Source organism: Natronospirillum operosum (assembly GCF_004768465.1).
GTDB classification, from domain to species: domain Bacteria; phylum Pseudomonadota; class Gammaproteobacteria; order Pseudomonadales; family Natronospirillaceae; genus Natronospirillum; species Natronospirillum operosum.
This window is the reverse complement of record NZ_SRMF01000001.1, coordinates 659,437-672,531: the sequence shown is the minus strand read 5'-3', so window position 1 is coordinate 672,531 and position 13,095 is coordinate 659,437. Positions and strand designations below refer to the sequence as shown.

Genomic DNA, 13,095 nt, shown 5'->3' with positions numbered 1-13,095 from the left:
CGCCCTTGATGCAGCGACGCAGAGACAAGGCGTCCGAGTGCCACACCTGGTTAACTGGCTTGTTCGATACTGGCACGACGCTGCCGTTCCTGCTCAGTCATTTGTTCCAGGCGCTCTTCCAGGGAGTTCAGCCCAAGTTGCGTCCGGCGTTCATTTACCTTTGCAGAATCCTCAATGGGAAACGGTACTGGCCAACCGTCGTCATCGACATCAAACTGGGTGCCGTAGTATTGGGGCTTTCCGGACAAGGGACGCACTCGATCCTGCAGGAATGCCAATTGCCAGCCCACCACATCCTTTCTCGCAACGGCATCTTCCAACAAGGAGGTACACGCCGCCATCATCGTGACCAACTCATCCGCAAGGTTCTGATTCATGGGCTACTCACCAGGTAACGCACTCCGCTCGATGACATTGTTGAGCTCAAGACCATCTCTGGATGATGAGCATTACTAAAATTAGCGTGAATTAGAAAGTTGGGGGGATTGCCATCCGTGGGAGGCACGGATTGGCATTAGGTCAAGAATCAATCCATCCCTTTCTTCCTATTCCTCCTCTCGAAGCTCGTCCCAAGCGTCCCACAACGCACCGGATATAGCTTCGCGCAACACTTCCCCTCCCCTGATCCGTGCTTCACGGTTCGCCTCTCTCCCGAATTCTAGTATTTCTTTGCCGACATCAGTTAGCACTGTAGCTATGAGTACTCCGGATGCGCTTTTTTCCTTTGTTCCATTTAGTTCTGGGAAAAGCTCTTCTTCATCGAAGCCGCTGACTACTGTACAATCAAAGAACCCTGCAACCGCATTGGTCGCTTCATCGGAAACAACTTCTATAGACATATCTACTTTCGAGAAATGCTCATACTGGACCACGCCAATTCTCGTATCGATTGTGGCAATCAGACCTGACACTTCTGACCTGGCTTCGTTGTACTGACTCTCACAATCGGCTGGCGCTGTGCTGGCCTTTATATCTGCAGTTTTCTTCCAGGTCACCAAATGTCCCACGCCATCCATGCGGTCTGTATCAACAATCGCACACGCTGGCAAAAGCAAAACAATAGACAACAGATTGATAATAGTTCTCATGGTTACCTCTCGATCGATATTCGACATAGCGAGTAGTTATTGAAATACAACGGGTCTCCCGGCTGGGCTTCCCCGGTACGGTAGGCACTCCTAGGCTAGGGTTGGCTGCATGGGCTTGTTATACCTCAATCTTCCGGCAGCAAGCTGGGGTTCCATACAATCTCCCATACGTGCTGATCGGGATCCTGAAAATACCCAGCATAGCCACCCCAGAAAGTATCATGAGCAGGTTTCACGATGGTGGCACCGGCATTTTTGGCCTGCTTCATAACAGCATCCACTTCATCCTTGGAGCTGACATTGTGACCAATCGTGAAATCCGTGGGTGATGCTGCGCCTTTGGCCAATCCCGAATCATGTGAAATGCTCTCCCTAGGCCACAGAGCTAACATCAATCCCCCACTCAGATCGAAGAACGCAACCGCCCCGTACTCGAATTCCCTGCCGACTACTCCGTCCGTCTTCAGCCCAAGGCCGTCACGATAGAATTCAACTGATCTGTCCAGGTCATCGACCCCCAATGTCACGACAGATATACGTGACTTCATTACTGGCCTCCTTCAGGTATAACGCTGCAATCACGCGCTTGTCGCGTGCATTGAATGGTTATTCCTCATTTAAATCGCCTGCCAAGAAATCAATGGGGTCAGAGTCATTAACCAAACTCTCCCCCAAACACCAGGACCCCAAGAGTGTGGCCAGCTTCGGATTTTTATTACGCCTTGATTCGATCATCGCTCTGAACCAAGTCAATGACTCTGACCCTATTGATTCCGAGCGCTCAATCAAAGTTCTTCTCCATATGCACGCAGGCAATCTCCAAACCACTCCTGCTGGAGTGCCAACCCCGGCCCATCTCACTGTAGCCTGCCCGCTGGTAGAACCTTACCGCGTTAAGCGAGGCGTGGAGCTTGACTGTTTTGAACCGGAGACCCCTGGCTTGCTTTTCTGCCCGCTCCAGAAGCAGGGCACCCAGACCTTGGCCGCTGAAGTCCGGACTCACAAATATCGCCTCTATCTCCTGCTCCGCGGGTTTCAGCCCAGCATAGCCCACGATGCGACCGCCTTGCTCCGCAACAACAAAATGCTCGTTCTCGATCAGAGCACCGAATGTAGAGGGCATCTCTGCCGCGGCCCATGATTCGATAACATCCGCCGGATAGTGAGAGGAGCACTTGAGTCGTATAGCCTGTGTCCTCAATGCCCAGACTGCTGTGGCATCGGAGGATCTGGCAAACCTGAAGTCAAATCGCATGTCTGCCCTCGCCTAAGGCCCCGATTCCCATAATTGTATTTGGTTCCCTTCGGGATCTTCCAGTGACTGATATTCCAGCATCCGCAAGCTGAGTGCACATTGTCTGTCCCTCTCCCGTTTTGCCTGCCTGCCGCATAAGTTCGGACGCAACCTTGGTGCCACGATGAGACTCCGCCACGACAAAATCAGTGACCAGGCCATACTGCAGGAACTCCGGATAGACGTGCTGTGTACCAGTTGGCTCATGGTCACTAAACACCACGATCAGACCAACCGCCTGTTCTGATTCAATGGCGAGGAATATTTTACCTTTAGCCTCTTCTGTCGTGGCTGCCAGGTAGTCGAGCTGCCCCGCTGACACCTCAGCGGCGGGCGGGCGATCATCGCTCAATTGGCGCTCATGCTCCTGCAGCAATGCCATCAGGGCTATGGCTGATTCGCGGTACTGCCTGTCATATTCGATGATCACTTACAATTCCCAGTATTGTCGGCCAGACCACCATCTTGACTATGAATTCCTGGCATTACCACCAGGTTGCCATACGGCGATAAACCAATACACCAGGAACACTGCTGCAGAAAGCAGAGCCCCTGAAACCGCAGTCCTGAAATTTAGAATATGACCAGCTGTTGTAATATGGCCACCTTCAACAATTTTGGTTTGTGAGTGATACAACTCACTGTAACCAACAACACCAAATGTTGAAAACCCATAGTACAGCAACAGGCATACGCAGAACATGACCCCCGAATAATGCCACCACCTAAATAGAGAAAACACCTTAATAATAAGAAGTGAAATCGAGGCTGTCACCAAGAATACGGTAAATGCCACGAATGTGTTGATGACGACCCACTTCGAAAATGCCGAATGATTCAGATACGGGACAGACCAAACGACCACCAGAATCCACGGACTTACCACCATCCCCGAGACTACTCTATAGATATATCCCCCTCATACACCACTAATACCTGATTCAGCCATTATGCGCATTTTCTCAGATGAGAAAAGAAAATAGTTGACTAACAAGCACTGGGCGGAAAAAGCAAAAAAGTAGCTGTGCTGACCGGTTTTATAGCCTAGCTTGGACTTTGGCATGGGACACCTACGGATGATTTCGAGGTATCCAGAATCAGGGCAGGGAATCACCCCTGGTTGCGAGAGGGCTCAAATGAGTTGGGCGCGCTGACTATACATCAAATGCTAACAGGCGTGTTCATCAACGACAGTGTCGATAGCCTCAGCCACATCACGGATATGCGCCAAGAATGCCTCCGCCTCTGATGTTTCTAAATTTGCACGCCCTTGACCAGCTCGATCCGCAGAGTGCGCAATACGATTTCGACGCCAGGTCAACAATTTCAGTTGCTCTTCGCTCGTGCCGTGAGGAACCTTTCTCGTCGAACCCACTTTCTTGGTCCACCTTGTAACCCCGATCATAGATAGAAGCTCACCTACCTTGTTGGGAGCCGTGCTCGCTTGTTCCCGAATGGCCTCCTCGACGATGGGGCGTATACCCCATGTGCGACGTGAATACTGCCGTTCAATATCCGACCAATGGCCTAATGTGAGGGGAATATCTCGCAGGCGTCTTGGTATGTCGTCGGCTTTTAATGCGGCACCAACACACTCCATCGTTTTATCAGCAAGGTATGTCTCAAATGCAGCGCACCCTGCGACTATTGACTGACGCAACAGCGGTCTCAGATCAGGAATCAATGGGGTCAGAGTCATTGGAATCAATGGGGTCAGAGTCATTGAATCGATCATCACTCTTCATAAAAATCGGAGACTCTGCCCCCATTGATTCATGACCCCATTGATGCACGGTTTGGTTATGTGTCACTTTCTGGCAATTCGAGCTGCCTCTCACTCCGCCAGACTCGTATGAGCACAAGCTCTTTAGTCTGCCTGATGTAGACAACCCGAAATGGCGCGTGAATCAATTCGCGAATATGATTCAGATTGAATTCCGGAACAACCCGACCAGCATCAGGGTGGATTTGAAGCATTCCACAATGCTCCAAGATAGCAGACACGAAATCATCGCCAATATGTGGCACATCCTGCTCTCTGTAATACTCCTGAATAGCCTGTAAGTCCTCAAGAGCGGACTGTGCGATGCGTAATTCCATTTACTCGATGCCCAACGTTTTCTTGGCGTCCTCCAACGATACGGTGTTGCCCTCGCGAACATCCATAAGTCCCTGCGCCACTGCCTTTACAAACCGCAATTCCTCAGCGGTTCTCTCATAATCCTCAAGCCCCTGAACAACAGCTATACCGCGACCACGACTGGTAAGCAGAATTGGCCGATGCGTATCCTGAGCTCGACCAACCACCTTTCCGGGGTTGATCTTCAGGTCTGATAGAGGAATGACATCCTCGGAAAATTTCACTGGCATAATGATTACCTGGCCAACGATTTGGTGCTATTAATAGCACCAGTTAACAGGTGCGGTCAAGAACAATAACGCAGAGCGCACTGGCGGCGCTGCGCAGCAGAAAGATCGACTTCGGCTATGGCGTCTACGCGCCAACCGATGATGCGCTGGGCCATCTGGAGATGAGTCGCGACCGGCTTGGTCTGTTGCTTTCCCCAGAGCACCCACTCGCCAGGAACAGAACATTGAACCTGGCCGACATCGAAAACGAGCATATCCTGCTCCAGCCGCGCCAGCTCTATCCGAAGCTGCATGCGGATCTCATCACCGCTGCAAGGCTGCGCGGCGTGACACTGCGTGTCGCTGCCGAGGTGCTTGACCTCGAGGCGCTCATGGCTCTCGTCGTGATTGGCGATGCCGTTACATTCGTATCTGAAAAACTCTGGGATCCAGCCTCACAGGTCTCGTTGCTGTGGCGGCCTGTTGATGATCTTGATCTTTATCTGAGCGAGTTCGCCGTGTGGCGCCAGGAAGATGAAGACACCCCGGTGGTGCAGGCTCTTGTCGATAGCGCAAAGGAAGCTCGTCGGCGCCTGTAACCAACCCTGGATCGGGTCGTAATCATGGGGTCACCCATTAGGAAATTGGGGGCAGGTCACAGCGGAAAAAAAGGAGCTAGAAAACCCCTTTTTAAACCAACCCAACCAACGAATCCGCTATTTGGGAGGAGAGCGCTTATGAGGTTTCACCGGAACAGTTTTCGGGCCAGGCTTAGGTGACTCTTTAGCTGGCGTTGAAGGCGGTGACCGCTTATGCGGTTTCACTGGAACTTTTGGTGGTGCCATGGGAACTTCCTGTTTGAAGATAGATCTCGAGAGACTACACAGGTTAACAACCACTCAAACCTGAATACTCATTATGCCTCGTCTAGCAGCAAATTGCGAGTGAAGCAAGTAACTTGTCCATTATGCGTGTAGTGGTTCAAAAGTGTCCACTTAATTTTAGTGGATACTATCTTGACGCGCCAAACAAACAAGATCACCTCATCGTACCGTTACGATTAAATAATAACTATGCCATAGATTCAGCTATTTCTTGATATGGCGCGCAAACTTGGCGAGCATGCTTCTCGACCATCTCATTTATTTTCTTATCGATTCGATCTAGTGCAGCATGCTCTCTTTCTTCGTTGCCTTCGCTTACAGAGTTTAAAGCTCCGCTTCGCAATTCGTAACTAGTTACTGCTACGGGATCGCCACCATCATAAGAGTAGCCCATTATTCTGTAAGTGGGGCCTACAACGGGATCGCGAGAGTTATCCTGCGGCGGCCCTTCTATCCGGATATAAGAAACCTGATACCTCTGCCGCTCAGAAATAACTATCTCTTCGAAACAACGCTTGAAGTATTTATTTATATCAACCCTGACTCCATCAACCTTCTCAATATAGCTCTTGGCAGTCACATCATTCGCAGCTGACTGTATGATAAATTTAGACTGGGAATGTATTAAATATAAATTAAAATATGCAGCATATTGGTCACCAGAAAAACCATGGTCCGCCCCCAGCATTCTCTTTAAGTTTCTTCCCTCTCTGTCTGACAATGGCAATAATCGCGCAATTCCCTCTTTATCACCGACCTCAAGGTATCTTCTAAACACGGAATTAGTAGACAGTACATCATCAGCAATTCTATGATATTCAGTTTCTTGAATCAAAAGCATCAAGTCATCTCGTACCTGATCAAGTCTAATGCTTAATTCAGACAGCCTACCATTGATTTCCTGGATTTGTCGGCTTATGCTATCAATAGCATCATTTACCGACGAGGAATCACGCGAAAAGAGGCCAATGTCTTTAAGAAACTCATAGCCTTCTCTAATATATGGTCCATATTTTGAAATAATTGGCACTACTCTGACTGGCATTTTTTTCTCCTTATTTTCAATAAATTAATGGCCTTCAAGAAATAAAATTACCACCGCACTTTCAACATATTATTACCTCCTCGGTGTATTTATAAATCAACATACAGCCCTTTATTATTTCAACTTCCAATATCAATATATTACTATTATTTCCTGGCTCACATACAACAAGACGATTTGACTAACCCCATCGCTTGTATCAATACCACGAGCCAGCATGTTTACACCCGGACTGAGCCTGAGCCTATCTGGTCCCAATGGCAGCCAACACGCTTTGAATAGTGCCAGTGCCGGTTAACCCATGCATCCCTGGTGCCCCTGATCCACCGGAAGGAACAAGCCGGCCAGACAGTGGTGATAGCCACAGTAAGTCAGCCTCAATATGTGTTTGCTGTAAGCGCCTAGTGTGACAGACCGCCGAGACTAACGAACTAGATACGCTCGCTCATGGTTTTGATATTGGCCGATTGGCGCTGCCAAAAAAATTGCTACTGCCTGTTGCCCCGGGAAGTCTCTTATGTGTTAGCACTATTCTACCCGCTTGTTGGCTACGTGATGCACAGCATTGGCTAGATTATTGAAGAATTCTAGGTCTAGGCCTGCCTCGTCAGACTCGTAAATATATCGCCACTCGACAAAAATATTGCTTATTTTTTCCATATTAAGCTCCATAAATTCTTCGCTACAACCAGCCACATCAGATATACTTTTTTTCGCCTCTATTGACAGGGAGTCGTAAAGCTCTTTCAGCTTATGCCCTCGACATGAATTGCCTTCTGACTCCAGAATTGCTTTTAAACCCAACTCTACCGCAAAAGCTTGACACACAACTGCTGGAACGAGTGGCATTTCAAGCTTTCCGCTGGGCAGTCGCCGCTGCTCCATACATCTCTTTGATGCCACATGAAAACTACTGGAAACATTGTTAATTCTTATCGGGTCATATGCCATCAAGATATCCGTCTTTTTGACGTTGAGGTAACCGACGCCGGAGCGACAGCGGAAGGGATCAAAAGCGGCACTCTTTTTGGCGTCCGGTTGGCCGCCTTGATACTTATTGAGCCTTCTCCCCCTCGGCCTCGTGGTTTCCCACTAAGCTGAAACAATCAATGGGATCAGAGCCCATAATAATAGGGTTAGAGCCATTAATCCAACTCTCCAGCAGCACCAAAGCCTCAATTGGGTACCCGACCCAGATTAGCATTAAATATTGAATCGATTATCACTTTCCATCAGAACCATAGGACTCTGACACCATTGATTCAAATTAACACTTACTCTTCGATGGTAAATGAGCTCCCCCAAAGCCCGCACATCTGGATTGTGTTTTGCAGAAGCTTGCTCTCTTCATCTGCTGACATCTCATTTTGCACTCCAATACCACACGCATGAAACAAGGCAATTCGTAGACATTCAATCCTTTCAGTCGTTTCTAGTAGCTTCACAGCAGTCTCGTCTCTTTCCCCACTGGCACTGACTATCTCATCTTGGGTGCCCGAGTTAATACCAATTTCCCCTGAAGTATTTGCTTGAATTACGGCAGGAGGAGAAAGCTCGCTGCAAGTTCTTCCACTAGGTTGAACGATTGCTAATCGCCGCGTAGCTGTTGTGATATTTATTCCAACTTTTCCATCAGTCACTTCATGTTTTCTAAGTCTATCTTCACGATCTAGCAGAGTAGATGCGCAGCCGAATAAATAAATCATCATCAGCATCAATCCAATAGATATAAAAACATTCCGAATATGCATAACCCTCCCCAACTATAGTCATATAAAATTTTTCATTAGGCACTAGTCATACCCACGAAAGACAAGCCATTAGCTATTCTAACATTAGCTCGCATTCCACCGGGCCAATATAGACCAAAGCGAAATTTTCTATTTCTGGAATATAAACTCAATATAATATGGCGAGTTCGGCCATTCTGACCCAATCTCACCAGCACAATTCAGTTCCACCTTTAGTCGACTGAAACATGATTCCTTTAGCGCTTATATGTAGAAACTAAGCCTAGAAGTGTCTGCTGTACTGGAAGAGAAGTCCAAGGGGTGATAACAGGCATTTGTTAGGTGGTCTATGTACATGACGTAAGCGTGATTGCATGGCAAATAAAGGCGCCTAGAATAATCGAAAGTGGCAATACTATGTCTACTACTATTGTTCTGCTAAATCGTGCGACCTTTGCTCTCTTAACACTTTCACGGTGCCTTGCCTCTAAAGCAAGCAACTCAGGTATTTTTTCCTGCATTGCCTGTATATTGGTCTTAGTAGAATCAAGCGTCGGATCGCGATACGGGCCATCGCCTTCTGACCCAGTTAGGCTCTTTGCCCATTCGTAAACTATATGCCAATTTTGCTTTGTTTGTTTTTCATCAGACTCGCCTATTTTTTCAATGGACTCAGTGAGATCACTTATGATATTGAATATTAATGTAATACTCAAATACGTTAGCAAAACCACCAAAATTAATGAAACGGAATAAGAGCTGCCGTTATCCAGATTGAATCCAAAACCCGTAAGCACTATAGGATTCCAAAAATGTAGTATGCTCAACCCAGCAAAAAACAGAGCATTTCTCCTATTCTTCGAAGTCCTTTCGGATATTGGATCACTATAAATATATGCCGTTACCTGATTTTTAATACCGTGCTTCTCCACATTTCTCGATTCACAGGTCACGCCCACGAAAAGCAGACACTCAGTTATACGCATCTGCGCTCGTATTCCACCGGGCTAAGATAGCCCAAAGAGGAGTGCCTTCTCTTCCGGTTACAAAGTACTTCGACGTAATCGAAGGTAGCTGATTTGGCCAACGCGATCCAGTCTAATCGACTCAGCATCATACCAAAGGGGTCGGTATCAAGGGGGAGGGGCAGAGTCATTGATCCTAGAATGCTCACACCTAAGGGTACACCCGACCTTATACATACCTTGGAGCGATCATCACCCTAAAACAACAATCAGTGACTCTGACCCCATTGATCCCAGCACAGGTAGTATCTGCGCGGGCCACGCTCAGTACCCGGCACATGGTCTTGAGACCGACCTGCGATCGATGCTCCAGCATAAATCGGTACTTTACTCGAGGTTTCTTGCAAAGTACCGAGCGGCCTTTTTTAAAATGTCGCGCTCCTCTTAAGTCCGTTTGAGCTGCGACTTCAATTTCAGGATTTCAGTTTTCGCTGCAAGCAGGTCCGCGGCATGCTCGTCCATCTTGTCGGGCTTGATGGCTTTGACCCATTTGTGCAGGCTGTGGGTGGAGACGCCCAGGCACTCAGATACTTCAGCAACCGAATACCCTCGATCCACTACCTGCCGGACTGCCTCTTCTTTAAACTCTGGGGTAAATCTGGGATTGCTCAAGACCTCTCTCCTATGGCTCAATCATAGCCTAGGAGGGTCTACCGTACCGGGGGAAGTCCATATTATTAGATTTCAAATGATGATATACTAGGCTCCGACCCAAGAATAATTTCAACTATAGCGTCTTCTTTCCAAACTATGCCAAGCTGAGCCTTGAACGTGTCATCTCCAACCCTGCCAGAATAAATGCCGGCAAATCTTCTCGCCTCGCCGAATATGGCATCATCGACACCTGCACCTCCTTCTGGAACTATGTACCCACTCTGTTGAGCATAGACTGGTGAACCAGACATTCCCTCTCGTGTTGCAGTATCAATAAAAAACTTTGGAAGATTATCTAAGTCAAAATCTGGTTCTGAAGCAATACTCCCTCGTTTCCAAATTGGAAGTTTCGCACCTCCAGTCATCCCCCGAGGATACCCTAAAACATATACATCCAAGCTAGGCCGTAGGATGATACTCTCTAGATCTAGCTCTTCCGCGTTTGCGGGCTTTAAGTTGCTGGCCTCTAAACTAAATGGAATGGCAACAGCATCAACCTTGTTGCGATGTATAGGATGCTCATACCATATAGGTTCGCCATCTTCATATAAATTCAGTTCAAATGAATTCCATACAATAATTCTGGCAGGAGCTCCGGGAGTAGACTTATCCTCGTCCATGTCGATGGGGTAGTGCAAAATCAGTTTATTTGGGATGGCGGCCTCTTTGTTTATTACTTTCAGTGTTTCTGAGTTACGCCCAGAGACATTATGCCAATTTGTGATTAGGCAAGTTTTGTCTTCATACAGATACGCGAATGCCGTACCTATTCCTAAGTGTTCATTCTCAAACATTATTTCTATCTGAAAAGGAACCCAGCTCATCTTTTCTCGGATTGCTATTGGCACCATTCTTCCTTTAATCAAACAAATAAGCGGTTATACGGCAGCGCCGCTATCTGACCTCGTTGTCTAGGGAATTTGCTTTCTTTGTGCTTCGGGCATCCCTGGTGGGATGGTCCCAAAGAGCCGTCGAGCAAGCTCACCATCCACGACCAGAAGGCCCTGTCTGCTCGTTCACCCCTGCTTTGATGCCGCATGCCTGCCTTAATGATCGTCAGAATGATCGTTTATCCTCCTTCGGATCGATTTGATCGGCATTTGCGCGGCCAAGGGCCGCAGCCTGCAAGGGGATCAGTTCCAGGGGTAGTTGCTGGCTGTTTTGGCACGCTACCGCCCGTCCGGGTGAAGGGCAGCCAAGTGGATCTTTCACTGTTCATTTTTAGATCATCTGTAAGGATTCTGCAAACCCGCTTTTTGTGTGTTTTGGTTAACGGGGCTGGTGCACTGTCCTGGCGCGCGTTGTCATGGCATGATGCACCCTTTTCGTGCACCGGAGTTGCCGTACCGATGACGCTGAATGTCCGTTTCTTCCTGACGGTGTTTCTGCCGTTCGCGCTGGGTTATTACCTGTCCTACTTCTATCGGGTGGTGAACGGTGTCATTGCCGAGCCCATGGTGCTAGAGCTGGGCTTGACGCCGGGCACGCTGGGGTGGATCGGCAGTGCCTATTTCCTGTTCTTTGCGGCGGCGCAGTTGCCATTGGGTGTGCTGCTGGACCGCTATGACACCCGCAATGTGGCGGCGGGCATTCTGCTGATTGCGGTGCTGGGGGCGGTGCTGTTTGCGGTGGCGGAGACGCCGTTCCTGCTGTGGCTGGGGCGCGGGCTGGTCGGGCTCGGGGTTTCGGCCTGTCTGATGGCGGCTTTCCGGGCCTATGTGGCGACACTGCAGCGGCATCAGTTGCCGCTGGTCAATGGCCTGCAGCTGGCGGCCGGTGGTCTGGGTGCGATGACGGCGACGGTGCCGGTGGAGTGGCTGCTGCCGGTCACCGGCTGGCGGGGGCTGTTTCTGGGTCTGGCGGTGCTGACGCTGGCGGTGGCACTGCTGGTGCGCTTGCGGGTACCGCCCATTCTGCAGCGGTCGGACAACCCTACCCCGCTGGCGGAGCAGATTCGCAGCAGCCTGCGCGTGTTTGTGGACCCGCGCTTTCTGCGCGTGGCGCCGGCCAGCGTAATGAACCAGGCCATTCTGATTGCCTGGCTGGGTCTGTGGGCGGCGGTCTGGATGCGCGAGGTGGATGGTCTCAGTGCGGCGCACACGGCCGACCTGCTGCTGATCACGGCGCTGGGCATGACCGTGGGCTACATGACACTGGGGGCGCTGGCCACCTGGCTGCAGCAGTTCGGCATCAGCACGACTCGGGTCGCCATCACCACGGCGGCGCTGTTCAGTGTCCTGATGCTGGCTCTGGTGTTCCAGTGGCCCCTGCCCCGCACCCTGCTCTGGCTGGCTCTGGGCTACACCGGGTCTGCGGGCTCGCTGATGTATGCCGGGCTGACGCAGCAGTTCCCGCATGAATTGGCGGGCCGGGTAAACACGGCGCTGAACCTGGCCATGTTCGTCACCATCTTCCTGTTGCAGTGGCTGCTGGGCGTGGTGATCGGCCTGTGGCCGGCGCAGCCGGACGGCAGCTACCCGATCCTGGCCTATCAGGTGAGCTTCGGGCTCTGTGCGGCGGCGCAGATACTGGCGCTGCTGTGGTTCTGGTGGCGCACACCGAGGCCCGAGCAGGCTCAGTCGGCGGCGGACTGATCCCGCGCTTCGTGCTTGGCCTGTATGAAGTCGCTGTGGCTCATATAGAGCAGGTCGCTGACCTTGCGCACCAGGGCGTCTTCGTACCTGTGCACATTGCCGTTGGCGTAGGCCAGCAGCCAAAGGTCCACCAGCAGGAGGTACTTCTCGGTGGGGCTGAACTGCTCGTTGATGACGGTGGTGTACTGGTAGAGGTCCAGCGTCTGTTCCTGTTCCTTGCGGGCTTCGGCCATCATGGCTTCGACTTCGTCGTCGGGCAGCTTGAGCGATTCGCTGATGCGCTCTTTCAGCACCTGCTCTTCATCGGCGGAGACCTCATGGTCAGCCATGATCACTTCCACCATCAGTACAGCAGCGGCCAGTTCCACCCGGGTGTCTTTCTCCGGCTCCTCGGCTTCCTGTTCGAACCACTGAAAGAGTTTCTGTAACATC

The 13,095-nt window shown here is 50.1% G+C and carries 16 protein-coding genes and 2 pseudogenes; 2 read left to right on the top strand and 16 right to left on the bottom strand.

Annotated elements, in window-relative coordinates; genetic code table 11:
- Window positions 1-50: 50 nt before the first annotated feature.
- The 8 genes from E4656_RS03130 to E4656_RS03095 form a co-directional block, all read right to left on the bottom strand.
- Window positions 51-377 (bottom strand): DUF6624 domain-containing protein, encoded by a 327-nt coding sequence (locus tag E4656_RS03130; protein ID WP_240753885.1) that lies wholly within the window; start codon window positions 375-377, stop codon window positions 51-53.
- Between the two features lie 168 nt (window positions 378-545).
- Window positions 546-1,088 carry a hypothetical protein gene (locus E4656_RS03125; RefSeq protein WP_135481095.1) on the bottom strand — a complete coding sequence of 181 codons (543 nt, stop codon included), beginning with the start codon at window positions 1,086-1,088 and terminating at the stop codon, window positions 546-548.
- Window positions 1,089-1,213: 125 nt separating this feature from the next.
- Window positions 1,214-1,636 (bottom strand): VOC family protein, encoded by a 423-nt coding sequence (locus E4656_RS03120; RefSeq protein WP_135481093.1) that lies wholly within the window; start codon window positions 1,634-1,636, stop codon window positions 1,214-1,216.
- Window positions 1,637-1,869: 233 nt separating this feature from the next.
- Window positions 1,870-2,343 carry a GNAT family N-acetyltransferase gene (locus E4656_RS03115; RefSeq protein WP_135481091.1) on the bottom strand — a complete coding sequence of 158 codons (474 nt, stop codon included), beginning with the start codon at window positions 2,341-2,343 and terminating at the stop codon, window positions 1,870-1,872.
- Window positions 2,333-2,812: a GNAT family N-acetyltransferase gene (locus E4656_RS03110; RefSeq protein ID WP_135481090.1), complete on the bottom strand. Its 480-nt coding sequence runs from the start codon at window positions 2,810-2,812 to the stop codon at window positions 2,333-2,335. Before E4656_RS03110 ends, E4656_RS03115 begins: the two co-directional genes overlap by 11 nt.
- A gap of 738 nt (window positions 2,813-3,550) precedes the next feature.
- Window positions 3,551-4,105 carry a hypothetical protein gene (locus tag E4656_RS03105; RefSeq protein ID WP_135481088.1) on the bottom strand — a complete coding sequence of 185 codons (555 nt, stop codon included), beginning with the start codon at window positions 4,103-4,105 and terminating at the stop codon, window positions 3,551-3,553.
- Window positions 4,106-4,182: 77 nt separating this feature from the next.
- Complete coding sequence (locus E4656_RS03100) at window positions 4,183-4,482, bottom strand: type II toxin-antitoxin system RelE/ParE family toxin (RefSeq protein ID WP_135481086.1); 300 nt, start codon at window positions 4,480-4,482, stop codon at window positions 4,183-4,185.
- Complete coding sequence (locus E4656_RS03095) at window positions 4,483-4,752, bottom strand: type II toxin-antitoxin system Phd/YefM family antitoxin (protein WP_135481085.1); 270 nt, start codon at window positions 4,750-4,752, stop codon at window positions 4,483-4,485. It abuts the gene before it with no gap.
- Between the two features lie 50 nt (window positions 4,753-4,802).
- Here E4656_RS03095 and E4656_RS03090 point away from each other — a divergent pair, with 50 nt between their 5' ends.
- On the top strand, window positions 4,803-5,330 hold the full coding sequence (locus tag E4656_RS03090) for a LysR family substrate-binding domain-containing protein (RefSeq protein ID WP_135481083.1): 528 nt from the start codon (window positions 4,803-4,805) through the stop codon (window positions 5,328-5,330).
- A gap of 472 nt (window positions 5,331-5,802) precedes the next feature.
- Here the strand turns inward: E4656_RS03090 and E4656_RS03085 are convergent, their stop codons facing one another.
- The 7 genes and pseudogenes from E4656_RS03085 to E4656_RS03055 all read right to left on the bottom strand — a co-directional run bounded on the left by E4656_RS03085 (window position 5,803) and on the right by E4656_RS03055 (window position 10,917).
- Complete coding sequence (locus E4656_RS03085) at window positions 5,803-6,660, bottom strand: hypothetical protein (protein ID WP_135481081.1); 858 nt, start codon at window positions 6,658-6,660, stop codon at window positions 5,803-5,805.
- A gap of 528 nt (window positions 6,661-7,188) precedes the next feature.
- Window positions 7,189-7,611: a hypothetical protein gene (locus tag E4656_RS03080; RefSeq protein ID WP_135481079.1), complete on the bottom strand. Its 423-nt coding sequence runs from the start codon at window positions 7,609-7,611 to the stop codon at window positions 7,189-7,191.
- Window positions 7,612-7,934: 323 nt separating this feature from the next.
- Window positions 7,935-8,411 (bottom strand): hypothetical protein, encoded by a 477-nt coding sequence (locus E4656_RS03075; RefSeq protein ID WP_135481077.1) that lies wholly within the window; start codon window positions 8,409-8,411, stop codon window positions 7,935-7,937.
- A 326-nt stretch (window positions 8,412-8,737) separates the two neighbouring features.
- A complete protein-coding gene (locus tag E4656_RS03070) occupies window positions 8,738-9,376 on the bottom strand; it encodes an MFS transporter (protein WP_135481075.1) in 639 nt (212 codons plus the stop codon).
- Window positions 9,367-9,474: pseudogene (locus E4656_RS20430) on the bottom strand (IS3 family transposase); the annotation flags it as partial. The gene E4656_RS03070 and the pseudogene E4656_RS20430, both read right to left, overlap by 10 nt.
- Window positions 9,475-9,665: 191 nt before the next feature.
- Window positions 9,666-10,027 (bottom strand): annotated as a pseudogene (locus tag E4656_RS03060) (transposase); the annotation flags it as partial.
- 65 nt (window positions 10,028-10,092) lie between these two features.
- Window positions 10,093-10,917: a trypsin-like peptidase domain-containing protein gene (locus E4656_RS03055; protein ID WP_205849078.1), complete on the bottom strand. Its 825-nt coding sequence runs from the start codon at window positions 10,915-10,917 to the stop codon at window positions 10,093-10,095.
- Between the two features lie 501 nt (window positions 10,918-11,418).
- On the opposite strand from E4656_RS03055, the gene E4656_RS03050 reads away from it, so the two are divergent.
- Window positions 11,419-12,663 carry an MFS transporter gene (locus tag E4656_RS03050; protein WP_167855910.1) on the top strand — a complete coding sequence of 415 codons (1,245 nt, stop codon included), beginning with the start codon at window positions 11,419-11,421 and terminating at the stop codon, window positions 12,661-12,663.
- Here E4656_RS03050 and E4656_RS03045 read toward each other — a convergent pair.
- The gene (locus E4656_RS03045; RefSeq protein ID WP_135481068.1) at window positions 12,645-13,094 is read right to left on the bottom strand and encodes a tellurite resistance TerB family protein; all 450 of its coding nucleotides are present in this window, start codon (window positions 13,092-13,094) and stop codon (window positions 12,645-12,647) included. The two genes, E4656_RS03050 and E4656_RS03045, sit on opposite strands and share 19 nt — an antisense overlap.
- Between the last annotated feature and the right edge of the window lies 1 nt (window position 13,095).

What these genes read in the sequence shown, in the direction of transcription:
- E4656_RS03130 (WP_240753885.1), bottom strand. Translation starts at nt 377, where the DNA reads ATGAATCAGAACCTTGCGGATGAGTTGGTCACGATGATGGCGGCGTGT.
- E4656_RS03125 (WP_135481095.1), bottom strand. Translation starts at nt 1,088, where the DNA reads ATGAGAACTATTATCAATCTGTTGTCTATTGTTTTGCTTTTGCCAGCG.
- E4656_RS03120 (WP_135481093.1), bottom strand. Translation starts at nt 1,636, where the DNA reads ATGAAGTCACGTATATCTGTCGTGACATTGGGGGTCGATGACCTGGAC.
- E4656_RS03115 (WP_135481091.1), bottom strand. Translation starts at nt 2,343, where the DNA reads ATGCGATTTGACTTCAGGTTTGCCAGATCCTCCGATGCCACAGCAGTC.
- E4656_RS03105 (WP_135481088.1), bottom strand. Translation starts at nt 4,105, where the DNA reads ATGACTCTGACCCCATTGATTCCAATGACTCTGACCCCATTGATTCCT.
- E4656_RS03100 (WP_135481086.1), bottom strand. Translation starts at nt 4,482, where the DNA reads ATGGAATTACGCATCGCACAGTCCGCTCTTGAGGACTTACAGGCTATT.
- E4656_RS03095 (WP_135481085.1), bottom strand. Translation starts at nt 4,752, where the DNA reads ATGCCAGTGAAATTTTCCGAGGATGTCATTCCTCTATCAGACCTGAAG.
- E4656_RS03085 (WP_135481081.1), bottom strand. Translation starts at nt 6,660, where the DNA reads ATGCCAGTCAGAGTAGTGCCAATTATTTCAAAATATGGACCATATATT.
- E4656_RS03080 (WP_135481079.1), bottom strand. Translation starts at nt 7,611, where the DNA reads ATGGCATATGACCCGATAAGAATTAACAATGTTTCCAGTAGTTTTCAT.
- E4656_RS03075 (WP_135481077.1), bottom strand. Translation starts at nt 8,411, where the DNA reads ATGCATATTCGGAATGTTTTTATATCTATTGGATTGATGCTGATGATG.
- E4656_RS03070 (WP_135481075.1), bottom strand. Translation starts at nt 9,376, where the DNA reads ATGCGTATAACTGAGTGTCTGCTTTTCGTGGGCGTGACCTGTGAATCG.
- E4656_RS03050 (WP_167855910.1), top strand. Translation starts at nt 11,419, where the DNA reads ATGACGCTGAATGTCCGTTTCTTCCTGACGGTGTTTCTGCCGTTCGCG.
- E4656_RS03045 (WP_135481068.1), bottom strand. Translation starts at nt 13,094, where the DNA reads ATGTTACAGAAACTCTTTCAGTGGTTCGAACAGGAAGCCGAGGAGCCG.